22 protein-coding genes and 1 riboswitch are annotated in these 22,195 nt (G+C 54.3%); of the genes, 5 read left to right on the forward strand and 17 right to left on the reverse strand.

Annotated elements, in window-relative coordinates:
• Positions 1-15: 15 nt before the first annotated feature.
• The 14 genes from B5D39_RS00940 to B5D39_RS01005 form a co-directional block, all read right to left on the reverse strand.
• A complete protein-coding gene (locus B5D39_RS00940; RefSeq protein ID WP_078788509.1) occupies positions 16-228 on the reverse strand; it encodes a YgaP family membrane protein in 213 nt (70 codons plus the stop codon).
• Positions 229-239: 11 nt separating this feature from the next.
• Positions 240-3,464, reverse strand: coding sequence for an efflux RND transporter permease subunit (locus B5D39_RS00945; protein WP_078788510.1), 3,225 nt, complete (start codon positions 3,462-3,464; stop codon positions 240-242).
• A 10-nt stretch (positions 3,465-3,474) separates the two neighbouring features.
• The gene (locus B5D39_RS00950) at positions 3,475-3,786 is read right to left on the reverse strand and encodes a DUF2845 domain-containing protein (protein WP_078788511.1); all 312 of its coding nucleotides are present in this window, start codon (positions 3,784-3,786) and stop codon (positions 3,475-3,477) included.
• Positions 3,783-4,913, reverse strand: coding sequence for an efflux RND transporter periplasmic adaptor subunit (locus B5D39_RS00955; RefSeq protein ID WP_078788512.1), 1,131 nt, complete (start codon positions 4,911-4,913; stop codon positions 3,783-3,785). The genes B5D39_RS00950 and B5D39_RS00955 overlap by 4 nt, the downstream gene beginning before the upstream one ends.
• Positions 4,913-6,259 (reverse strand): TolC family protein, encoded by a 1,347-nt coding sequence (locus B5D39_RS00960; RefSeq protein ID WP_078788513.1) that lies wholly within the window; start codon positions 6,257-6,259, stop codon positions 4,913-4,915. The genes B5D39_RS00955 and B5D39_RS00960 overlap by 1 nt, the downstream gene beginning before the upstream one ends.
• 145 nt (positions 6,260-6,404) lie before the next feature.
• Complete coding sequence (pal, locus tag B5D39_RS00965; RefSeq protein WP_078788514.1) at positions 6,405-6,965, reverse strand: peptidoglycan-associated lipoprotein Pal; 561 nt, start codon at positions 6,963-6,965, stop codon at positions 6,405-6,407.
• Between the two features lie 109 nt (positions 6,966-7,074).
• Positions 7,075-8,367: a Tol-Pal system beta propeller repeat protein TolB gene (gene tolB / locus B5D39_RS00970; RefSeq protein WP_078788515.1), complete on the reverse strand. Its 1,293-nt coding sequence runs from the start codon at positions 8,365-8,367 to the stop codon at positions 7,075-7,077.
• Entirely contained in the window at positions 8,364-9,101 is a 738-nt protein-coding gene (locus B5D39_RS00975; protein ID WP_078788516.1) for an energy transducer TonB, read from the reverse strand. The genes tolB and B5D39_RS00975 overlap by 4 nt, the downstream gene beginning before the upstream one ends.
• Before the next feature lie 5 nt (positions 9,102-9,106).
• Positions 9,107-9,520 carry a protein TolR gene (gene tolR / locus B5D39_RS00980; protein ID WP_078788517.1) on the reverse strand — a complete coding sequence of 138 codons (414 nt, stop codon included), beginning with the start codon at positions 9,518-9,520 and terminating at the stop codon, positions 9,107-9,109.
• A 9-nt stretch (positions 9,521-9,529) separates the two neighbouring features.
• The gene (tolQ, locus tag B5D39_RS00985; RefSeq protein ID WP_078788518.1) at positions 9,530-10,201 is read right to left on the reverse strand and encodes a protein TolQ; all 672 of its coding nucleotides are present in this window, start codon (positions 10,199-10,201) and stop codon (positions 9,530-9,532) included.
• 85 nt (positions 10,202-10,286) lie between these two features.
• Entirely contained in the window at positions 10,287-11,075 is a 789-nt protein-coding gene (locus B5D39_RS00990) for a carbon-nitrogen family hydrolase (protein ID WP_078788519.1), read from the reverse strand.
• Positions 11,076-11,077: 2 nt separating this feature from the next.
• A complete protein-coding gene (locus tag B5D39_RS00995) occupies positions 11,078-13,420 on the reverse strand; it encodes a DNA translocase FtsK (protein ID WP_078788520.1) in 2,343 nt (780 codons plus the stop codon).
• An 8-nt stretch (positions 13,421-13,428) separates the two neighbouring features.
• Positions 13,429-13,836 carry an OsmC family protein gene (locus B5D39_RS01000; RefSeq protein ID WP_078788521.1) on the reverse strand — a complete coding sequence of 136 codons (408 nt, stop codon included), beginning with the start codon at positions 13,834-13,836 and terminating at the stop codon, positions 13,429-13,431.
• A complete protein-coding gene (locus B5D39_RS01005; RefSeq protein WP_078788522.1) occupies positions 13,833-14,678 on the reverse strand; it encodes a hypothetical protein in 846 nt (281 codons plus the stop codon). The genes B5D39_RS01000 and B5D39_RS01005 overlap by 4 nt, the downstream gene beginning before the upstream one ends.
• 164 nt (positions 14,679-14,842) lie before the next feature.
• A riboswitch (SAM riboswitch) is annotated at positions 14,843-14,945 on the forward strand.
• A gap of 69 nt (positions 14,946-15,014) precedes the next feature.
• Between B5D39_RS01005 and metX the strand changes: the two genes are divergently transcribed.
• The 5 genes from metX (at position 15,015) to B5D39_RS01030 (ending at position 18,069) form a co-directional block, all read left to right on the forward strand.
• Positions 15,015-16,118 (forward strand): homoserine O-acetyltransferase MetX, encoded by a 1,104-nt coding sequence (gene metX, locus B5D39_RS01010; protein WP_078788523.1) that lies wholly within the window; start codon positions 15,015-15,017, stop codon positions 16,116-16,118.
• Between the two features lie 3 nt (positions 16,119-16,121).
• A complete protein-coding gene (gene ttcA, locus B5D39_RS01015; RefSeq protein ID WP_078788524.1) occupies positions 16,122-16,904 on the forward strand; it encodes a tRNA 2-thiocytidine(32) synthetase TtcA in 783 nt (260 codons plus the stop codon).
• Entirely contained in the window at positions 16,895-17,368 is a 474-nt protein-coding gene (gene ispF / locus B5D39_RS01020) for a 2-C-methyl-D-erythritol 2,4-cyclodiphosphate synthase (protein ID WP_078788525.1), read from the forward strand. The genes ttcA and ispF overlap by 10 nt, the downstream gene beginning before the upstream one ends.
• Positions 17,369-17,403: 35 nt before the next feature.
• On the forward strand, positions 17,404-17,751 hold the full coding sequence (locus tag B5D39_RS01025; protein WP_161947399.1) for a response regulator: 348 nt from the start codon (positions 17,404-17,406) through the stop codon (positions 17,749-17,751).
• 96 nt (positions 17,752-17,847) lie between these two features.
• Positions 17,848-18,069, forward strand: coding sequence for a NifU family protein (locus tag B5D39_RS01030; protein WP_078788527.1), 222 nt, complete (start codon positions 17,848-17,850; stop codon positions 18,067-18,069).
• Between the two features lie 77 nt (positions 18,070-18,146).
• On the opposite strand, the gene B5D39_RS17065 is transcribed toward B5D39_RS01030, so the two are convergent.
• From B5D39_RS17065 to B5D39_RS01035, 3 genes are all read right to left on the reverse strand, one after another.
• Positions 18,147-18,293, reverse strand: coding sequence for a hypothetical protein (locus tag B5D39_RS17065; RefSeq protein ID WP_012471508.1), 147 nt, complete (start codon positions 18,291-18,293; stop codon positions 18,147-18,149).
• A gap of 37 nt (positions 18,294-18,330) precedes the next feature.
• Positions 18,331-18,483 carry a hypothetical protein gene (locus B5D39_RS17070; protein WP_167370378.1) on the reverse strand — a complete coding sequence of 51 codons (153 nt, stop codon included), beginning with the start codon at positions 18,481-18,483 and terminating at the stop codon, positions 18,331-18,333.
• 527 nt (positions 18,484-19,010) lie between these two features.
• Positions 19,011-22,187, reverse strand: a complete 3,177-nt coding sequence (locus tag B5D39_RS01035; RefSeq protein ID WP_078788528.1) for a tape measure protein — start codon at positions 22,185-22,187, stop codon at positions 19,011-19,013.
• Between the last annotated feature and the right edge of the window lie 8 nt (positions 22,188-22,195).

Below are 22,195 nucleotides of genomic sequence, written 5' to 3' on the forward strand. Positions count from 1 at the left end.
CTCTGCGTTAAGTTTTTACTTACAACAGGCATCCTTGGGAAACTTGGGCACACCCATCTTTTCCAGAATAGTGAACAGCGGGCAAAACTGGGTGAAACCGGACTGAAACAGGTTCAAGCCGACAAAGCCGGTAAACCAGAGCCAGTTTTGATGATGAAAATGGGCCAGCAACAGCGAAATAACAATAAAAGCACCGGCTACGATCCTGACAATACGTTCAATATACATCTCACTCTCCTCTATACGTTCTGTTCAGCAGCTTCAGGCTGCCCGACATGATGACGTTCTTTCCAACCCTGTACCAGGAAGTACAGAATCGGAATGGTGACTCGTGACAGGGTGGTTGAAGCGATCTCGCCGCACATCATGGCAATGGCCAACCCCTGGAAGATCGGATCAAATACGATCACAAAGCTACCCACCACCACTGCAGCAGCGGTCAACAGCATGGGACGGAAACGGACCGCGCCAGCCTCGATGATCGCCTCATCCAGTTTCATCCCCTCTTTGCGCTTCATCTCGGCAAAATCGATCAGGATAATTGAGTTCCGCACAATGATCCCGGCCAGGGCGATAAAACCGATCATGGAGGTAGCCGTGAAAAAGGCGCCAAACAGGGCATGGCCCGGCAGAATACCGATCAGGGTCAACGGGATCGGCGCCATGATCACAATCGGGGTGGTAAAATCCTTGAACCAGGCCACCACCAGGATGTAAATCAGCACCATGACTGCGGCAAAGGCGATCCCCAGGTCGCGGAACACCTCATAGGTAATATGCCACTCGCCGTCCCACTTCATCCCCATCTTCTCTTCAGACCAGGGCTGGCGGGATGCCAGAATCTCGATCTTTGCACCATCCGGTGTGGGCAGGTCTGCAATCTGTTTCTGCATCTTCAAAATGGCATAGACCGGTGCCTCTATCACCCCGGCCACATCGCCGATTACATAGACCACATTCTTCAGATTTTTACGATAAAGGGTCTTTTCTTCACTGCCCTGGCTCGGCTTGACCAGTTGTGAAAGCGGCACGCTGCCTTTGGGACCGGGCAGATAGATGGAAGACAGGGCTGCCAGTGAACTACGCTGGGACTCAGCCAGACGCAGGTTGATGGTTACCGGCTCTTTTTCCTTGGGCAGATGCAGTATGCCCACATCCATACCTGCCAGGGCAACCCGCAGCGCCTTGGAAACCTCATCCACAGAAATACCGGACAGGGCAGCCTTTTCACGATCCACGGTCAGGGTCAGCTTGGGCTGATCAGACTCACGGTACCAATCAACGTCCACCACCCCTTTGGTCTTGGCAAAGATCCCCTTGATCTTCTCTGCAACAGATGCCCGAGCCGCGTCATTGGGTCCGTAGACCTCTGCCACCAACGTTGAGAGCACTGGCGGACCAGGCGGAATCTCAGCCACCTTGACCCGCGCGCCGTAGCGATCAGCCACTGCAGTCAAAAGCGGTCTGATCTTCTTGGCAATATCATGGGACTGGGCTTTGCGCTCGGTCTTGTGCTGCAGGTTAACCTGAATATCCGCCAGGTTGGGTCCTTTGCGCAGAAAGTAATGCCTGACCAGACCGTTAAAGTTAAAAGGAGCGCTGGTCCCCACGTAGCTTTGGAAGTCGGTTACTTCCGGCACGGACCGCAGGGCATCCCCCATCTCACGGGTCATTCGGGCGGTCTGCTCCAGCGGCGTTCCCTCAGGTGCGTCAATGATCACCTGCAGCTCGTTCTTGTTGTCAAACGGCAGCATCTTGACCGTGACCGCCTTGAAATAAATCAGGGAACAGGCAGCCAGCAGTAACACCACCACCAGGGCCAGAAAACCGCTGCGCAACTTGACATCATGCAGCAAGCGACCCATCCAGTGGCGGTAGAAGACCGTCAGCTTGGACTCTTTAAGCTCATCCTCAGACTCATGCTGCCCCTTCATCAGGCGATAGGCAAAATAGGGGGTAACGATAAAGGCGATGAACATAGAGAGCAGCATCGCCATGCTGGCCCCCACCGGAATAGGCCGCATGTACGGCCCCATCAGACCACCCACAAAGCCCATCGGCAGGATCGAGCCGATAACCGCAAAGGTGGCCAGCACCGTGGGGTTACCGATCTCATCCACGGCCTTGATCGCCGCATCCAGCGGCTTCATCACCGTGGTGGTGAAGTAGCGGTGAATGTTCTCCACCACCACAATCGCATCGTCCACCAGGATGCCGATGGAGAAGATCAGGGCAAACAGGGTAATCCGGTTCAAGGTATAGCCGATCAGATAGAAGATCAGCATGGTCAAGGCCAGGGTAACCGGGATAGCGATGGCTGCCACTGCACCGGCCCGCCAGCCCATGAAAAGTGCGATCAGGATCGTAACTGAAATGGCGGCCAGAAACATATGGAACAGCAGTTCGTTGTTCTTTTCCCTGGCAGTCTCACCGTAGTTACGGGTTACCGTCACCTGCACATCAGACGGGATCACCTTGCCCTTCATAAACTCAACTTTTTTAACCAGATCATCGGCCACCCAGGTGGCATTGGCGCCTTTGCGCTTGGCAACTGATACGGTAACTGCCGGGTAGTCCTGGGCACGATTGCCGGTCAGCCCTTTTTCTGCAGCAGCCAGCCCCATACCCATAAAGACATAGTCCTCAGGTTCCCTGGTGCTGTCTGCTATTTTTGCCACATCATCCAGATAGACCGGCTTACCGCCATAAACCCCCACCACCAGTTGGCGCAGTGAATCCTGGTTATTAAGAAATGAGCCGGTTTCCACCAGCATCTCTTTGTTGGCACCACTAAAGGCACCGGAGGGCAGCGCCTTGTTTCCGGCCTGCAGGGCACCAGCCACCTGCAGCGGTGACAGGCCGTAGCCTGCCAGGCGGGACGCATCAAGGACAACCCGCAGTTGTCGCGTCAAGCCACCCTTGATTTCTGCTTCCGAGACATTTTCACTCTTCTTAAGTTCATCACAGACTTCACGGGCCAGCTTGCGCAGCATGGTATGATCATAGCGATCTGACCAGAGGGTCAGGGCCAGAATCGGCACATCATCAATTGATTTGGCGACCACCAGCGGATCACCGGCGCCAGCAGGCAACAGGGCGCGATTACTCATCACCTTGTTGTACAGCTTGACCAGCGATTCCTCTGTGTTTTCGCCAACCTTGTAGCGTACCGTAATGATACCCATACCGGGACGGCTCATGGAGTAGAGGTACTCAACCCCTGAAATCTCCCACAGCTTCCCCTCAAACGGTTTGACTACCCGCTCTTGTATCTCCTGGGGGGAGGAACCGGGCATCGGCAGATAGACATCCACCATCGGCACCGAGATCTGCGGTTCCTCTTCTCGGGGAGTCATCTTGATGGCAAATACGCCCAGCAGCAGCGAAGCTGCCACAATCAGCGGTGTCAGTTTTGAATCGATAAAGGCGCGGGCGATCTTCCCCGCAAATCCCAGCTTAAGCATGATCTGTCCTCTACTTGCCGAATCCTGCAGTCTGTACCGAATCAAGCAGCCCATTTCTGAAGGTCAGGATATGCACCAGCCGGTGCGGCCCTTCGTTATAGGTCCATTCTTCCACAGAGACCAAAATAGTAGCCCCCTTGTAGCCAGCTTCACTCTCGGTCCGGCTATTCTTGTAGGTTGGCGGATCACATTTCATGGCCACTATCGATTGGCGATCACCGGTAGAGACAATCTCGCCATTGGGGCAGCGGAAGTTATCTGCAGCAGCAACAGAGGCAAGACTCAGCAGTAGAGCGGATAGCAGCAGAGATATTTTCATCATTTTGCCCCTCCTGAAACCGTTTGCAGGCGGGCACCATCGACCGCCTTTTCCATACCGGCGGTCACGATCCGGTCACCATCAGCCAACCCGGACAGGATCTCAATACTGTCCCCCACAATACGACCGGTCTTTACCAGACGCATTCTGACAATCTCATCCGTGCCGACCGACCAGACTGCAGTCAATGCACCACGTTCAAAGACCGCCGAACGGGGAACCCGAACCCCCTTGACCGAACTGCCCAGCGCAATGCTGCCCCGCCCGAACATCCCGCTGCGCACCCCTTTTTGCGGAATTGCTACCTTGGCGGTATAGGTCCTGCTGGCTGGGTCACTGGTTGGCACCACCTCTGCCACCCGTGCTGAAAAACTGCCGCCGGTTGCATCAATCTGCACCTGAACGACAGTACCACTATGAACAGCCCGCACCTGTGATTCAGGGATGGCAAGTTCCAGCTGGTAGCTGCCTTCATCATCAATGGTCATCAAGGGTTGCCCAGGAAAGACCGAGGAGCCCAGATCAGCCTGTTTTGCCACAATGACGCCTGATATTGGCGCCACAATCTTGGTGTAGTCAGCCATGGCACCTGCAGCCCGCGATGCCTCCTGAGTCTGACGCAAGCGGGCTTCTGCCCGTGCCACCGCCTGATGAGCCAGATCACGTTCGGTCTGACGGGTATCAAACTCCTGACGGGTTAGCGCCTGCTCATCATACAGCTTTTTGAAGCGGGCAAAGGTGCTATCGGCCAACCTCTGCCGGGCCTGAGCCTCTTCCACGCCACGTTTTGCCTCATCGATTGCCGCAACAGCGCCGGTGGCCTGAGCCAGATTCTCCTTGGAATCAAGCTGCCCCAGCACCTGACCTTTGCGCACCCGATCTCCTTCGCGCACATGCAGTACACTGACGGTACCGGGAATCCGGGCTGAAACCATTGCACTGGTTCGTGCGCGGACAGTACCAACCACATCCAGCGTTTCCGGCAGATCAGAGACCTTCACAGCGGTTACGGTCAAGCCGCTGACCGTTGCAGGAGCTGACGTCACCCCATGTTTGCTGTCCGAACAACCGGTTATTGCCAGGCCAACCATAACAAGACAAACGAACGCTCTGCTATATGAACGATTCATTACTGAACCTCCTTCAAAAAGATGCCGGCAGCATGATACAGACGTCCGGTGGCCAACATCAGATTGGCATCACTTTCCACCAGATTGGCCCGGGCTTGATTCAAGGCGCTCTGGGCATCCAGCAACTCAACCATGGTTGCCAGCGCATTGTCAAAACGCTTTGCCAGCAGCCGGGTAGCCTCATCAGCAGCAGCAACAGCAGAGCTGGCCACTTCACGACGTTTGTCTGCCTCTACCCTGCGCAGCCAGGCCTCATGCACCTGATAACTGACCTCTTTTCTGGTCTGCTCCAGCAGCTCGTTAGCGGCTGATCGTGAGGCCTGGGCCTGACCACTGCCATACCAGGTACGAAAACCATCAAAGACATTCCAGCGCAGGGAAACCCCGACCATCCAGGCATCATGATCTCTACTAAACGGGCTGTTCTTATCATTCATCTGCCAGGCCCCAACAGCGCCCACCGCTGGCAGAAACCCTGAACGAGCCTGCAGCAAGGCAGCATCGGCCTGCTCTTTTCCCCGCTCCGACGCCCGCAGATCACGGCGCTCCTGCTGGGCCAATCCAATCAGGCCAGCCAATTCCTGTTCTGGACGCTTCAGTTGTACCGCCTCTGCCGCATCCAGTTCATCACCTGGCTGCCCACCTGTTGCCAATGCAAGCTGCATCCTGGCCAGGGTCAGGTTATTTGCGGCACTGATATTCTGCTGTTCCATGGCTGCCAGCTGGGTTGCGGCCCGCAGTTCATCGGACTTAAGCCCGAGACCTGCTGCGGTCCTGACCGTTGCCTGACGTTTACTTTCCCGGGCCTCATCCAGCGCTTTTACCGCCGCCTGCAGTTGGGCATGGGCCTTTTGTACCTCAAGATAGAGCTGGAAAACCTGGAAGGCGATCTGTTGCCGGGTCTGCTCGGTCACCGCTTCCTGCCGCTCCGCCCCACGCTGCGCCACCTTTTGGCCAGCCCAGGCAGCTGGCACCAGGATTGGCTGTTCAACGGAGACAACGGTTCTAAAATCGCTTACCGGCGCAGGGTTATTCAACTTGGCTGCATCAAAATCCTGGTTGGTGAAGCGGCCCTGGTTCAGCTTCATCATAAAGGTATTGACTGGCACATCTGACCGGGACCAGGCCTCTTCAACGGTTACACTGGGCAGATAGTGTAATGAAGCGGCTGTAGCACCGGACCGGGCTGAGGCTGCCTGAAATTTGGCGGCCCGAGCCTGATTATTCCGTTCAAGCCCCTGCGTAATCGCCTCACGTAACGTCATTCGCTGTATCTCAGCGGCATGAGCGTTTGCGCCGGCTATCAGTGAAATCAGCCCCACCAACATGATCTGCTTTACCTGCATTGTTCCACCCCACTTCTTAATATATATAAATCAATATATATCAAAATCCAAAATGTCAAGCATCCCTTGCATAAAAAAAATGCACCGGCACCGGGGAAATTCCGGCTACCGGTGCATTCAGTTTTCATGCACTGGAGTGGGGCGCCTACTTGACGATTACAAACTCAGCGCGACGGTTTTTGGACCATGCTGCCTCATCACTACCCTGAACAGCAGGCTTCTCTTTGCCATAGCTGATGGTGCTGATCCGGTCAGCCTTCACACCAAGGGTGGTCAGGTACTTGGCAACTGACTTGGCACGACGCTCACCCAGAGCCAGGTTGTACTCGTCTGAACCGCGCTCGTCGCAATGACCTGCAACCTGAATCTTTGCATCAGCCACCTGCTTCAGCAGCGCCTCAGCGTTCTTTGAAAGCACGTCACGGGAGTCCTTGCGCAGGTCAGACTTGTCAAAATCAAAGTAGACCGTCTCAAGGGCAACAGCCGCAGATGCCTTGGCAGCAGTGCCTTCTTCCTGCTTTGGAGCTGCTTTCTGCTGTTCTTCCTGCTTGACCGGCTCTACCTGCTTGACCGGCTCCTGCTGCTTGACGGTCTGTTGCTGAACAACCGGCTCGTCCTTCTTGACTACTTCTTCCTTGGCGCAACCTGCTGCCATCATTGCAACAACACCAAGGGCCACCACCATCCCTTTAAATCCGTTCCGCATCACTGCCTCCTTGTAACCACGGTATTCAACGGCCTTGTGAGCCTGATAAAACTACGCATGAACGGGATTATACATCCCCTGAATCTTTTTGCAACAACATGAGATTTTTTTATTGCCCTCGTGGAGTCCAGACCGGATGCTGGCTGTTCCCTTTGGTTCGACTGACCTTGGTCTGCCCGGAACCATCAGCACGCATGACGTAGATCGCCTCCTGCCCGCCACGGCGAGAGCTGAAGCTGATCAACCGGCCATCGGGAGACCAGCGGGGCCGCTCATTGTTTCCCTCAAAGGTCAGTTGGGTTTCACCGCTGCCGTCGGCATTGGCTACAAAGATCTGGAATCCGCCAGCAGAACGGGCAAAGGCAAGTTTATCGCCCTTGGGGGACCAGGAGGGATTGACATTGTATGAACCGCTGGTGATCAGTCGTTTGACATTACCGCCACTGGCATCCATGACAAAAATCTGTGGTTTACCCAGCCGGTCAGACACAAAAGCCAGCCTGCTTCCATCAGGAGTCCAGGCCGGTGAAACGTTGGCGGCATGACTGACAGTCAAGCGGGTAGGTGATGAGCCATCTTTGGCCACTGTATAGATTTCAGTATTACCATCTTTGGATAGCGCCAGGGCTATTCTGGAGCCGTTGGGTGACCAGGATCCGGTGATATTCAGGCCTGACCGGCTGGAAACCGGCACTTCGAGGTTACTGGACAAGGCCCGCTTGTACAGATCAGGGTTGCCCCGCTTGTAGGAGGTAAAGATAACCTCCCGTCCATCCGGCGAAACATCCGGCGAGATATTGATTGAGCGGTTGCTGGTCAACTGCTGGGGGTTAAAACCATCCCAATCCATTAAAAAAAGCTCTTTGTTGCCGGTCTGATTGGAGACATACAGAATCTTTGAGGTAAAGCTCCCCTTTTCTCCGGTCAAGGCCCGTAAAACCTCATCGCTAAAGCTGTGGGCGTAGCGCCGCAGATCTTTTTCACGTCCCAGAAAGCGCTTCGAGGTCAACAGCTTCTTGGCAACCACATCGTACAACCTGAACTCAAGGGTCAGCTCCTGACCACGCAGCTCATATTCGCCACGAATCAGCAGGTCATACCCGGCAGAAAGCCAGGGTACAAAGTCAACCGGCGTCAACGACAGCCCGTTCAGCAACGGTGCGGCATCACGTCGTTCAGCCGCAAACAGGCCAGACATGGTCAGATCAAAGGAATGCAGTTCTGCGGCCTCATTTGCCAGTTCAGGACGGATCACCGCACCCATCGGCTGGGGCGGTACCACGGCAAGCTTTAACAGACGGTTTCCCGCTGCCGTAACCTCAATATAGTTGGCTGCCTCGCTGCTATGCTGAACAACAAATACCAGCAGGCAGACAAGGAATATACGCTGTAAAAAGCTCATCGCTGAGTAACTCCCTGGGGCTTAAAAACAAAGGCCCCTTCATACACCGTCCTGGAAGGCGGTGGTACTATGGCCTGCTCTGCCAGTGTAATCGCACGTGCCACTGAAAGCTCAAAGGCCTTATCACCGGTACTTTTTTCAATCCGTGTCCTGATAATCCGGCCATCACCATCTATAGTAATGCGCACCATCACAAAGGGGTTCTTGGTCTGGTAACTGATGGTATCGCGAAAGGCATCCTTTAACCGTGAATGCAGGTAGGCGGTATAATCACTGCCAGCCTCTGTTCCGGTGCCTTTGGGCATGCCGACCTTACCCCGCGCAGCAACTTTTTTGCGCAGCTCCTCAAAGGTAGCGGTCTGACGCTGGGCATCCACCTTACCCTCCAGTTTTGCCATCCGTTCCTGAAAGGCAGCCGATTCCGTTGTAGGGGTAGTTGTTGGCTTCTTGCCCGGCGCTTTTTTTGTTGGAGCTTTCGGCACAGCCATGGTCGGAGGAGTTGGGGCAGGCGGAGCAGGCATTTTTTCATTGCCGGTCTCGGTGGGACTACCAGCACGCGGGTTTGCCACCGGCAGGTTGACCACATCAACGTAATAGGTGGTCTGCACCGGTCCCAGATCTGGCATCAACTGTTGCCACCAGACCAGAAAAGCAAACGCCGCCACGTGTAACGTGACGGACAGTGCTGTTGTGACACCCAATCCGGTGTCTTTGCGGGCTACAAGTTGATACATAGACCTTATTTCTGGGCCGGCTCCGTTACCATACCCAACCGCTCAATCCCGGCACCTTTGATCTCAGCCATGGCCCGTACCACTTCACCATAGGGGACACCGGCATCTGCCTTCAAAAAGACCTCTTTTTTGGTGCGGGTTGCAAACATCTCGGACAGCCGCTTACGCAGATCACTGCCCGGCACCTCATCCTTGTTGATAAAGGTACGACCGTTTTTGTCAACGGCCACAATTACCGTATCTTCCTGGGCATTCATCCCTTTGGTGTCAGCCTTGGGCAGATTAACCTGCACCCCCTGCTGCATCATCGGGGCGGTTACCATAAAGATCACCAACAGCACCAGCATAACGTCAACCAGCGGGGTGACGTTAATCTGCGCCATCATGCCCCGTTCATCATCACCACCACCCATGGCCATGGCGTCCCCCTACTTCCCGGCTATGTTGCGCTGCACAATGTTCAGGAATTCAGTGGAAAAGCTATCCATTTCCTTCACCAGAACCCTGATCTTGTGCTGAAAATGGTTGTAAGCCATAACCGCAGGAATAGCGGCCACCAGACCAACCGCAGTGGCGATCAACGCCTCGGCAATGCCGGGAGCGACAACCGCCAGCGAGGCGGAACCGGTCTTGCCGATTCCTTCAAAGGCCACCATGATCCCCCAGACCGTACCGAACAGACCGATAAAAGGTGAGGTAGAACCGGTGGTTGCCAGGAAGGTGGTATACTTCTCCAGCCGGTTGACCTCCAGGTTGGTGGCCCGGCGCAGAGCGCGGGTGACGTTGGCAACCCCGCCCAGATCGGTACTGAGCCCGCCATGATCCGGCTTACCGCCTTCAGCCTCCATCAATTGCTTCAATTCGCTATAGCCTTCGTTAAACAGGGCGGTCAACGGAGAGCTGCCAAAACGATCCACCTGTGATGCAATCGCGTCAAACCGTTTGGTCTTCCAGAAAAAATCCATAAAACGCCCGGACTCACTGAACGCCTTCTGGATCTGAAAAAACTTGAACATAATGATGGCCCAGGAAACCACTGAAAACATGATCAGCAGCAGCAACACACCCTTCACCACCAGACCGGTACTGCTAAAAAACATTTCTAATCCCACGGGATAGAACCTCCTGAGAAAATATTTCTAAACCTAGTCCTTCATACACAGGCCGTCAAGCAACAATGCGGTATCAATACAATTCAGGCCGACGGTCGCTAAAACAGGGGATCTGCGCCCGCCAGGCATCCATAGCCTGCCAGTCCAACGTTGCAGAGATCTCACAGACCGCCTCTCCCCCATCGGCCAGCACCTCTCCTTTGGGATCAATCACCATACTCATACCAAAGAAATCCAGCTTACCGATCTGACCGCAGGCATTGCAGGAAACAACATAGAGCTGATTTTCAATCGCCCTGGCCCGCAGCAGGGTCCTCCAATGTTCCTGGCGGGGCTTTGGCCATTGGGCCGGTACGCAGATCACACGTGCCCCCTCCAACGCTAGTCGGCGGGACAGCTCCGGAAAGCGCAGGTCGTAACAGATAATCACACCCACCTTGCCGATGGAGGTCTCTGCCAGACACCAACTGTCGCCTCCCTTGAACGCCTTGTCCTCACCCAACAACGAAAACAGGTGCAGCTTACGGTAGCGAGCCACCACCTGGCCATTATCAACAACATGGATGGTGTTGTAGACCCGACCATCATCAGCCGGTTCAGGCTGGCTGCCCACAATCACTAACTTGTGCTGCGCCGAAAGTTCGCACAGTTCCGCAACCACTCCTTCCGTCCGCTGGGCCAGCTCGTTCAGGGTCTTGTAGGCAAAACCGGTGGACCACATCTCCGGCAGCACAGCCAGATTGGCCCCCTGTTCTGTAACCCGCTGCAGGGCAGCACGGACATAGCTCAGGTTGGCATCAAGGTCACCTTGGGTAACGTTGAACTGAATTGCGGCGGCGGTGATCGTCTGTGGCTCTGGCATTGCTACCTCGTCAGTTGTGAATTCAGGTAGGCGTTGATGATATCCATATAGATCTCACGGGGTTTGCTGGTGCCGTCGCTGGGGGCGATCATCCCCTCCCGCTCCATCATCTCAACAATCCGGGCCGCCCGATTGTAGCCGATCCGCAGCCGGCGCTGCACCATGGAAATGCTGGCCTGCTTGGTTTCAGCCACCAGACGCAGGGCATCTTCCCAGCGATCATCCTGTTCTTCATCATCACCGGCACTGCCTTTGTCATCCGTATCCTTCATCTCAAGGATCGATTTTTCATAGACCGGCTTGCCCTGTTTTTTGAGAAAGTCAACCACCCGCTGTACCTCGGCATCAGAGACAAAGGCACCATGCACCCGCTGTAGACGGCCGGTGCCGGGGGGCAGATAGAGCATGTCACCCATCCCCAGCAACGCCTCGGCCCCGTTGCAATCCAGGATGGTACGGGAGTCAACCTTGGAAGAGACCTGGAACGAGATCCGGGACGGCAGGTTGGCCTTGATCAGGCCGGTGATCACATCCACCGATGGCCGTTGGGTGGCCAGGATCAGGTGAATACCGGCTGCCCGGGCCTTCTGGGCCAGACGGGCGATATGCTCCTCCACCTCGCGCCCGGCCACCATCATCAGGTCAGCCAGCTCATCCACAATCACCACGATATAGGGCAGATGGCTGTGCTCCAGTTCATCCACCTCATCATCAACCACAAACGGCAGCGGCTCATCCAGTACTGCCGGATCTTCACCCTCAATCACCTCTTCCAGCTCTTCGATGATATCCTCATCATCCAAATCATGGACCGCCAGCTCTTCTTCCTCAACCGCCAGCTTGCGATTGTAGGATTCAATATTACGAACCCCCTTGTCTGCCAGCAGGCGGTAACGGCGCTCCATCTCATTCACCGCCCATTTCAGGGCCAGGGAGGCCTTCTTCGGTTCGGTCACCACCGGCAGCAGCAGGTGCGGAATCCCTTCATACATGGAGAATTCCAGCATCTTGGGGTCAACCATAATGAAACGGACGTCACGGGGGGTGGCGGTGTAGAGCAGGGACAGGATCATGGTGTTAACTGACACCGATTTACCGGAACCGGTGGAGCCGGCCACCAGCAGGTGCGGGGCCTTGGCCAGATCAGTCAGGGAAGGCAGACCGGCGATATCCTTGCCCAGTACCAGCGGCAGCTTCATCCGGCTTTGCAGAAAATCATCACAGGTAAAGATCTCCCGCAGGTAGACCGTCTCACGATCACGGTTCGGGACCTCAATCCCCACCACCCCTTTGCCGGGGATCGGAGCAACAATCCGGATCGAAAGCGCCTGCAGTGCCATGGTCAGGTCATCGGACAGACCGGCGATCCGGCTGATCTTGATGCCGGGGGCCGGGGCAAACTCATACATGGTGATGACCGGGCCGGGGCAGATCTCCTTCACCTCGCCATCTATCCCGAAATCCAGCAGCTTCTTTTCCAGCAGACGGGCGTTCATCTCCAACGCCTCACGGTCAATCCGACGCTCTGTGGTGGGTGGCGGGTCAAGCAGTGACAAAGGCGGAGTGATAAAATCCCCCTCTTGCTTGATGAAGTCGAACGACTCCTGTACCGCCTTATCCTTGGCCGCCTCCTTTTTCTTTTCCTTTTTAAAGAAATTAGGACGGGCCGTAGGGGGTGGTGGAGCTGAATCCTTAATCACCGGCCCACTAGCAGGCACAGCTTTACCTTCAGCCAACGCCTTGTCCCGCTCACGGCCCTCTTTGGCATGGGCAGTACGTTCCTTGCGGGCTGCCCACTTGGTGCGCAGATTTTCCAGCCACCAGGAGGCAAACAGGACAAAGGAGAACCCGGATAGGATCATGATTGAAGCCGCCAGCAGCGGCAGTAACACCAGCAGGGCACCAAAGGCGTTCATGCTGCCCCGCAGCATCAAGACCGTCCCCCGTCCGATCAAGCCGCCGGTGGGAATCTGCTGCCCCATAAAGTTTGTGGATTCAATGCTGAAGGCAAACAGTGATGCCAACGAGAAGAGCAGGCCGATAAAGGCGGCAACCTTGTAAAAACGGAGGCGGGGTTCCTTGAAGCGCAGCAGGTTGTAGGAGATAAACAGCAATGCCCCCGGCAGCAGGTATGATGCCAGACCGAACAGCATAAAGAACAGATCGGCAACCTGGGCTCCCAGGCGTCCCCCTAAGTTGCGAATCCCGCCTTCGGTTGACCAGCTGTTCAACGACTGATCTGCCGAGCTGAAGGTGATAAAGGCCAGCAGGATGAACAGGCCAACAGCCCCGATACCGATCCCCTGGAGTTCCTTGGTTAATTTTGCTTTACGTGTTTCGTCCACGGCGGCCTTTATAGTACCTGATAATCAACAACAAATTCGGGTGGATGCATGATCGCCTTTTTAACGGAGCACAGTTCAGCCGCCTTGACAATCGCCTTCTGGTAGCGTTCAGGAAACTCTGGTGGCAGGTTGATGGTCATGCTCACCTTGCTGAGCCGCCGCTTCCCCTGCGGATCAAGTTCAAATTCAATGTTCTGGGTCAGTGACACCTTCTCGGTCGGAATCTTGCGGGCATTGCAAAACTCAAGCACATAGATACCGGCACAGGTACCGATGGAACCAAGAAAGTAGGCAAAGGGCGAAGGGGCGGCACCAGGGTTACCGTCAGCACCTGGCTGGTCAGTTAACATCTGCAGGCCGTCCGGAAAGTTGGCAGCCACCTTCTGGCCGCCTTCAAAGCTGATATCTATCTTCACTTTTTGGTCTCCTGTTCATCCTTCTTTGGTGCAGGTGGCGCCGGCTTGCGATCCTTGTCAATCTCCAGCATGGAGGTCATATCTTCAAACTGGCTCATGTACAGCTCTACCTCCGGGGTTTCACGGCGCAACAGGTCCAGACGCCTTTTTTCAAGGGAACGCCGAATCCCCTCCAAGGTCTTGAACTTGACCTGTACGCGGGGGCTCATATTGGCCTTGGCCTCGTCAAAATCAGGATACTGCAGATTCATCAACGGGTTGTACGAAAGGGTCCGCTGCCGGAAATTGGGGTATTCCCACAAAATGGTGGCCTTGGCATCCACAATCTGGGCCGTCATGACCAGAAAATTGTAGTCGGTTGTCAGAGAGTCCAGCAGGTTGGAGGAAGAGATCTTGTCCGGGCGGGTAATGCCACTGACAATAACAAACATCACCGCATCCAGACTGTTTTTACGCATGAAATCAGCCAGGGCATCTTCTTTCCAGAAATACTTATTGTACTGAATAGCCGCATCGTCACGGCGTTCACGTCGGAACAGTGTGCTGGAAAAAACCGCCTTGGGGTCTGCATCAAGCAGGGTAACCGTGTAAAAACTGTTGGTATTTTTCACCAGCCGCAGCAGATCCCGCTCAAAGGAGCGGTTAACATTGGTCAGCAGGGTAATCAGCTCCTCGCGCTGTGGGTGACGGATATCTGAGTCGGTATCAACAATAATCGGCACTACTCCCAGCACCTTCACTTTTTCAGCCACTGCATCCTGCGGCAGATTATAGTAGTTATGGGCACAGCCCCCTAAAAGCGGCAGTAATAACAGCCCCATCAGCAGCACCAACCGTTGCATAGTTCCTCCCGGTTCCATCGTATCAGAGTAGTTTGTCTGGTCCATAAATCCTGATCGTTATACCAGATGGCAACGGCATTTTCCAGAGCTATCCAATCCGACGATAACCCGCTCAATTTACATTGACTCTCTGGGATCATTCACGTATTTTACCGGCCACAACCTGCTTATCAAGAGTGGTGGAGGGATAAGGCCCGACGAAACCACAGCAACCGGTCCCGGTAGGGGCGTCAGGTGCTAAATCCTGCCGAAAGGCGAAGATGAGCGAGGATCTTGACGTTACTCAAGGCCCCTGCTCCCATACAAAGCAGGGGCTTTTGTTGTTTCGGGGTGATCATGTCCATCGGCGTTGTGCACGAACAGACCATAACCTTTGAATCCGGCATCCGCCTGGAAAGTGGTCGGATACTTGCGCCGATCACCCTGGTCTATGAACTCTACGGCACCCTGAATGCTGACCGTTCCAACCTGATCATGGTGGAGCATGCCTGGACCGGTGACGCCCATCTGGCGGGCAAACGCAGCGAAGAAGAGACCAAACCGGGCTGGTGGGATGCCATTGTCGGCCCCGGCAAACTGCTGGACACTGACCACTACTGCGTACTCTGTTCAAATGTGATCGGCTCCTGTTACGGTTCCACCGGCCCGGCCTCTATCAACCCCAAGACCGGCAAGCGCTACAACCTTACCTTTCCGGTTATCACCGTGCGCGACATGGTCCGCGCCCAGGAACTGCTACTGGATCACCTGGGGGTCAAACGGCTGCTCTGCGTCATGGGGGGCAGTATGGGGGGCATGCAGGCCCTGGAATGGGCAACCCAGTACCCGGAGCGGGTCGCCTCCGTCATTGCCCTGGCCACCACACCACGCCCGTCACCCCAGGCAATCTCCCTGAACGCCGTGGCACGCTGGGCCATCTATAATGACCCCACCTGGAAAAAAGGGGAGTACAAGCACAACCCCAAGGACGGTCTTGCCCTGGCCCGTGGCATCGGGCACATCACCTTCCTGTCCGATGAATCAATGTGGCAAAAGTTTGATCGCCGCTTCTCAGCCAAGGACGGCCTGTTTGATTTTTTTGGCCAGTTTGAGGTGGAGCGCTACCTGAACTACAACGGCTACAACTTTGTGGATCGTTTTGACGCCAACTGCTTCCTCTATCTTGCCAAAGCGCTTGACCTCTACGATGTGGCCTGGGGCTATGAATCCATGGCCGATGCCTTTAGCCAGGTGCAGGCACCGATCCAGTTTTTTGCCTTCAGCTCTGACTGGCTCTACCCCCCCTATCAGACTGAAGAGATGGTCACCTGCCTGCAAGGGTTGGGCAAAGAGGTGGAATACCACCTGATCCAATCCGCCTACGGCCATGATGCCTTTCTGCTGGAGCACGAAACCTTCAGCCCGATGGTCCGTTCCTTGCTGGAACGGGTCGCCCCCTAACCGATGTCCTGCCCCGCTGGTGTTGATCCTAAGCTCTGGCGTTCCCTACGCAACGGCATTGGCAGGGCTATTGGCGACTTTGGTCTGATCAAGGATGGCGACCGGATCTGCGTTGGTGTCTCCGGCGGCAAGGACTCCCTGCTCCTGCTGATGCTGCTGGTTGAGATGCAACGTCGCGCCCCGATCAGCTACCAGCTGGTGCCGGTTACGGTGGATGCCGGATTCCCCGGCTTTGACACCGCCAACATCCGTAACTTTGTCGCAGACCTAGGCCTTGAGCTGGTTATCGAGCAGACAGACCATGTTGACCTGATCAACGCCAAGCTGCGCCCCGGTTCCTCCTACTGCTCCTTTTGTGCCCGGCTCAAACGCGGTGCGTTATATGGTGCTGCCCGTCGACTGGGCTGCAACCTGCTGGCCCTGGGACACCACCGGGATGACTTTATCGAAACCCTGCTGCTGAACCAGTTTTTCATCGGCACCCTCAAGGCGATGGCTGCCAAGACCGTCTGTGATACCGGCGATATTACGGTGATCCGTCCCCTGGTCTATGTTGCTGAAGATGATATTATCACTACCGTACAGCAGGCCGGGATCAAGACCGTCAGCTGTAACTGCCCGGTGGCCGATGCAGATCATCAGCGGCAGCGGATGAAACAACTGCTGCGTCAGCTTGAACAAGAGATCCCCCAAATCAAAAACAGCCTGCTGGCAGCGCTGGGCAACGTACAGCCCCGGCACCTGCTGGATCGGCAGTTAAGCAAGGAAGGTACCGAATGCGTATAGGACATGGCTATGATGTCCACCGTCTGGTGGAAGGCAGAAAACTGATCATGGGGGGTGTGGATATCCCCTATGAAAAAGGACTGTTGGGACATTCCGATGCAGACGTGCTGCTGCACGCCATCGCCGATGCTCTGCTGGGGGCACTGGCCATGGGTGATATCGGCAAACATTTTCCCGATACTGACCCTGCCTTCAAAGGGGCGGATTCCATGAAGCTGCTGGAGCATGTGGTTGGCCTGATCGGAGCAAAAGGCTACTGCGTGGGCAATCTGGATGCCACCATCATCGCCCAGAAGCCCAAAATGGCTCCGCACATTCAGACCATGCGGGAGAACATTGCACGGGCCTGCGGGGTTGAGACGGACCGGATCAACGTCAAGGCCACTACTGAGGAAGGCTTAGGCTTTACCGGTACTGGCGAAGGGATCTCGGCCCATGCCGTGGTGCTACTGACTCTTACATGACCATCGAAACCATTCTTGTAGCGGAGGGACCAGCCATGGCACAGCAGACTATTCTGATTGTTGAAGATGATGAAATGACCTCGGCAATGCTGGAAATGATTGCAGATGAGGCCGGGTATCACACCCTGATCGCTGCCGATGGCGTGACCGCCATAGAGCTCTACCAACAGCACCTGCCAGCCATTGTTCTGTTGGACATTAACCTGCCCCAGCTGAATGGCTACTCCATTGCCTCGCTGGTCAGGAACTTCTCAGGCCATAAGCCACGGATTATCGTGGTGACCTCAACCCCGGCTGATTACGAACAACACCTGAAAGAATTAGCGGATGGCTGTCTGACCAAGCCGATCAAACGGCAGGAGCTGCTGGACCTGCTTGCATAAAAGTTCGTGCGTTTTTTATTTAAAAACGCTATACGAGACAAATGTCGTCCCATTAACCGGATGCAGATTACTTATCAAATAGAAGGAGATACAACCATGATTGAAAAAGTTCAGGCAGTACTTGATCAGGTCCGCCCCATGCTGCAGCGTGACGGTGGCGATGTTGAGCTTATCGAAGTAGTTGATGGCATTGTAAAGGTTAAGCTGCAGGGTGCTTGCGGTTCCTGCCCCATGTCCACCATGACCCTTAAGATGGGGATTGAAAAGGCGATTAAAGAGCAGATTCCTGAGATCGTTGAGGTTCAGCAGGTTCGTTAACCGTTGCTGACTTACTCTGAAAACAGAAAGACCCGGTTTTGGCCGGGTCTTTCTGTTTCTGCTGATTTTTAATCGGATTAACCGATCAATTTACCACCGATATGGCTCAGTGCCGGCCAGGCAACGTTCAGGGCAGCGCCTGCTGCGAAGAGGCCGAACACGCCAAGCACCCTTCCAATATATTTCCTGTCATCTAAATCGGAATAACTGACTTTAACTTTCATGATACGTTCCCCCTATAAATGTAGTTAGTTAGGTTGGTTAGTTGAACAGACTCATCAAGCCACTGACCGTACCGGCTGCTGACCAAGTGATAAAGCCACCAAGGAATACTGCTGCCCCTGCGAAGATTGCCAGACTACCTTTTGCGGTGGTTTCTGCCAACAGAACTGAGAAATTGTTTTTTGCTTTCATGGCGATTCTCCTTTGTTTGTGTTTTTATGGTGCGTGTCGTATAACTGGGATCTTGGTGTGGCACTCTGTGATGTGCCGTTGTTGATTTTCTTAATTACAGTTTACGTGCCAACACAGACAATAAATTTATTTATTTTTTATTGTTGATTTATTTCAGTATGTTAGTCATGTAATCAACGCATCTGCCCACTTGCTGGATGGATCGCTTTTCAGGCCATGTTGCAAACAGTACTGCAACAATCAAGCAGACCACACTGCAAGCATAACATATAAATACAGTACGTTACACACTGTTGCATGCAACAGTGTTGCGTTGCATCATCATATTACGCACTCGCAACAAAGGAAACAACAGCTCCTCCATGAAAATCAAACGGCTCTAGCGGGTTTCAGATTCTAATCTTCAAACTAGCTATTATATTTGATTATTTTTTTGCAGTTTTTTGGGTAGTGTCTCTATAGTGGCGAGCGTGAAAGCAAAAAGAGGGGGTAGGCACCAAGCCACCCCCTCTTTTTTATCCCCCAATTCATGGGTTGGGCCTGCTCATTTTTCGCCTTCGCAAAGCGGTGTTAAGTTCAGCCAGAACATCCATAGGGGCGCTAACCGGATAACTGCCACCACCGACATCCAGGCTGATGCTGCCCAGGTTCGGGATCGGGCCAGCTGCAGCCGCTGACGGAACGGCAACAGACTTTGAAAGCATCCCCTGCAGAGCCCTGCCAGCGCCACTGAACGGGGCATTGATAGCAGCCAGCAGGTTGTCACCCCAAAAGCCTGAAGCCTTGTTGTTAATCACCCATTCGTTGCTGGCCAGCATAGCATGCACCGAATCCCGCAGGGGAGATCCATTGATTACCTTGCCGCCGGCAAAAAAACCATCCAGCGATACATCAGGATATGATTCGTACTTGTTATAATCTGGGCCAACCTGAGTGGATATAAGACCGGAATTGATAGCTGCCAACCTTAACAGGGCCTCCCTAGTCGCTTGATAGCTTGCTGAATCAATCTTTACATCAACAACCACCGGCTTTTTCTCTTCTGCTGTGATTTTTTCTATTTGCACCTGCGCAGCCTGTAGCGAAGGCTCATCCAGTACAATCTTCAGAAACTTGTCATTTAATGGTTGAGCATCTATTTCTTTCAGCTTGTTCAGGGCCTGCTGAGGAGCGTCTTTCTTGGCTTCAAGTATAGATTCACCTTGACTCAGTACGCGCTTTAACCCTTCTGTTGCAACAGCAACATTGCTGTCAAGTCGGCTGGCAAGGTCTTCTGCCTGCTTGTTGTATTTCATGGCCTCATCATACAGCCCCTGTGCCTTTAACGCTTCTGCCTTGGCCAGGGCTTCATTCATGCGACGCTGGTTGTCGGCAAACTTCTGGGCATCGGTCATGTTCTTCTGCTGCAGGTCGGCGATCTTCTGCTGAACAGACATGCGGAAGTCTTTTATCTGCTGGTCGATTGCCTTGATTTCATCGGCATACTTACGATAGGCAGCACTTGAAGTATCCAGATAGTTCTTGTGGGCGGTCGCCATGTCACCCAAGGCTGCACGGTACTGATCACTGTCTTTGGGATACAGTGCCGCAACATCCTGAAAATGAGCTGCTGCTGCCTGGTATCTGCGACGGCTGAAATCAATCTCCATCCGTTCAATTTCAACCTGGGCTGCATACTGGGCTTTAACATTATTCCCAGCAGCGGCAGTCAGTAGAGCAGCCTTTGATTCCATGATGCCTCGGTAGGCCTCAAGCTCTTTCTGGCCGGATTCATAACCACGCTGGGCAGCATCAAGGGCCTGTTTCTTTCTCAGCTGGTCAATAGCGTCTGCCTTCTCAGCCTCAAGCCCCACCAATACCTTACCACTGTCCCTGGCAGCGTCTTCAATGCCTTTGTAGTAGTCTTCAACCGCCTGCAGATCTGCCCGGTTCTTTGCGGCAATATCTAGGCCTTCGGCATCCTTGGTTTGGCCCAGTCGTTTCAGATGCTCAATCTTGTTTTTAAGTTCAGATGCGGCATTTCCTTCCTGTTCCTGTAAATCGGCTTTACGAATTTTATCAATGTCAGCATAGTAGGCATTTTCAACCTTCAGCTTATCATCCAACAGCTTATCAATGATCTTTTGTTCTTCAGCAGCATTGCCGTTGGCCGCTTTCAGATCCTGAGAAAACTTGGCCTCTACTGCTTTCAGGTCCTGATCATACTGGGACTTTCGCTTTGCCATCTGCCGTTCCAGCGATATCCCCACGGCTTTCTCATAACCGTCTTCAATCTGCTTGCGTTCAGCTGCTGCCTTTCTCATTTCTTCAGTAACCTGTTTGGTAGCCGCCGATGATCGGCCTGAAGCACCAGACGAATTGTCAAAGGCATTTGCCAGGGCAGACAGGGCGGCAATCACACCAACCAGTGCAGCACCGAAGGCCAGCACCAAGGGGTTAGCCAGCAGAGAAACAGAAAAAGCAGCAGTGGCCGTTGTGGCTGCCCAGGTTGCAGCTGCATAGACAGACTGGGCACTTGCAGCAATGGCAAGCGCCACCGAAGCAGCACCAAGCCCCACAGCCAGGCTTGAAAGCGATTGCCCCCAGGCATTGTGCGCCATCCAGTCAAGAGCAGACTTGGCAGCATTTGCCAGCCATGAAAGCGCACTGGCAAACTCACCAACCACCTGCATCGGCTTTTGCCCCAGTACCGCCATCAGTTCAAAAGTGGCGGTCTTCAGCCGGTTCAGCTGTGCAGCAGGGCTGTTGGCAGCATCCATGGCTGCAGCTCCGTACAGTTCATGCAGATGCTTGGCAAGTTTGGGCAACACATCAGAAGCAAGCAGGTTGCCCGCCTCCATCTGTTTCAGCATTTCGCCGGTGGTCATTCCCATACCGGCTGCAACCGCCTCATAGGTCCCGGGCAGAGATTCAGCCACTACCCGCAGATCCTGGGCAGACACCTTGTTTTTGCTCATCATCTGCTGCAGCTGGGTCATGATCCGGTCGGTTGCATCAGCAGGCAGCTGCAGGGCGGTGACCGCCTCAGACACTGACGTGAACACCTCTTTTGCCTTCTGGCCTTCCAGTGAGGTATTGCGGGACGCTGCATTAAACTTGGCAAACGATCCTGCCACATCCACAAAGGAAAGCCCCAAGCGGTTGGCCTCTGCCCTGACATAGGCCAGATCCTTGCCAGCCAGTTCTGCTGATCCGCTTGAGGCCTTAAACATGGCATTCAGGCGATTCATTTCCATGGCTGGCCCGGCAAGGTTCAGCAGCGCCTGCCAGGCTGAATCAATGGCAGTCTTGATGTTGTTGAAGTAAAAGGATGCTTTCCCCACCCCTTTAAAGATCTCGCTCAGGGTTGCACCGGACTTCTGGCCAGCTGCAGCGGTATTGGCAAGCTCCCCCTGCAGATCCTTCAACTTGCTCTGCAGTGCAGTCTGTGCCCGTGCAACCTCTTCAGCAGAGGCCTTGCCGGAATTCTTGATTTCATTGAAGGCGGCGATGATTTTGTCCTGCTCTGCCTTGATATCAAAGGCTGAACGGATATTAAGGGCCTTAAAGGCCTGTGCCGTCTGATCAGCTGCCTTTTGTGCCGTAGGCCCAAGCTGATCCATTGCCTTCTTTGCATTGGCCATACCGGCTATTACACCGTTCATCACCGCCGTGAACATATCCTGGGCGGTAATGGTAAAATCTACTTTTTGTCCTGTTGCCATGATTGATC

The organism is Trichlorobacter thiogenes (genome assembly GCF_900167465.1).
Classification (GTDB): Bacteria; Desulfobacterota; Desulfuromonadia; order Geobacterales; family Pseudopelobacteraceae; genus Trichlorobacter; species Trichlorobacter thiogenes.

Coding starts and splice junctions, on each gene's coding strand:
- B5D39_RS00940 (WP_078788509.1), bottom strand. CDS start 228: ATGTATATTGAACGTATTGTCAGGATCGTAGCCGGTGCTTTTATTGTT.
- B5D39_RS00945 (WP_078788510.1), bottom strand. CDS start 3,464: ATGCTTAAGCTGGGATTTGCGGGGAAGATCGCCCGCGCCTTTATCGAT.
- B5D39_RS00950 (WP_078788511.1), bottom strand. CDS start 3,786: ATGATGAAAATATCTCTGCTGCTATCCGCTCTACTGCTGAGTCTTGCC.
- B5D39_RS00955 (WP_078788512.1), bottom strand. CDS start 4,913: ATGAATCGTTCATATAGCAGAGCGTTCGTTTGTCTTGTTATGGTTGGC.
- B5D39_RS00960 (WP_078788513.1), bottom strand. CDS start 6,259: ATGCAGGTAAAGCAGATCATGTTGGTGGGGCTGATTTCACTGATAGCC.
- pal (WP_078788514.1), bottom strand. CDS start 6,965: ATGCGGAACGGATTTAAAGGGATGGTGGTGGCCCTTGGTGTTGTTGCA.
- tolB (WP_078788515.1), bottom strand. CDS start 8,367: ATGAGCTTTTTACAGCGTATATTCCTTGTCTGCCTGCTGGTATTTGTT.
- B5D39_RS00975 (WP_078788516.1), bottom strand. CDS start 9,101: ATGTATCAACTTGTAGCCCGCAAAGACACCGGATTGGGTGTCACAACA.
- tolR (WP_078788517.1), bottom strand. CDS start 9,520: ATGGCCATGGGTGGTGGTGATGATGAACGGGGCATGATGGCGCAGATT.
- tolQ (WP_078788518.1), bottom strand. CDS start 10,201: ATGTTTTTTAGCAGTACCGGTCTGGTGGTGAAGGGTGTGTTGCTGCTG.
- B5D39_RS00990 (WP_078788519.1), bottom strand. CDS start 11,075: ATGCCAGAGCCACAGACGATCACCGCCGCCGCAATTCAGTTCAACGTT.
- B5D39_RS01005 (WP_078788522.1), bottom strand. CDS start 14,678: ATGCAACGGTTGGTGCTGCTGATGGGGCTGTTATTACTGCCGCTTTTA.
- metX (WP_078788523.1), top strand. CDS start 15,015: ATGTCCATCGGCGTTGTGCACGAACAGACCATAACCTTTGAATCCGGC.
- ttcA (WP_078788524.1), top strand. CDS start 16,122: ATGTCCTGCCCCGCTGGTGTTGATCCTAAGCTCTGGCGTTCCCTACGC.
- ispF (WP_078788525.1), top strand. CDS start 16,895: ATGCGTATAGGACATGGCTATGATGTCCACCGTCTGGTGGAAGGCAGA.
- B5D39_RS01025 (WP_161947399.1), top strand. CDS start 17,404: ATGGCACAGCAGACTATTCTGATTGTTGAAGATGATGAAATGACCTCG.
- B5D39_RS01030 (WP_078788527.1), top strand. CDS start 17,848: ATGATTGAAAAAGTTCAGGCAGTACTTGATCAGGTCCGCCCCATGCTG.
- B5D39_RS17065 (WP_012471508.1), bottom strand. CDS start 18,293: ATGAAAGTTAAAGTCAGTTATTCCGATTTAGATGACAGGAAATATATT.
- B5D39_RS17070 (WP_167370378.1), bottom strand. CDS start 18,483: ATGAAAGCAAAAAACAATTTCTCAGTTCTGTTGGCAGAAACCACCGCA.
- B5D39_RS01035 (WP_078788528.1), bottom strand. CDS start 22,187: ATGGCAACAGGACAAAAAGTAGATTTTACCATTACCGCCCAGGATATG.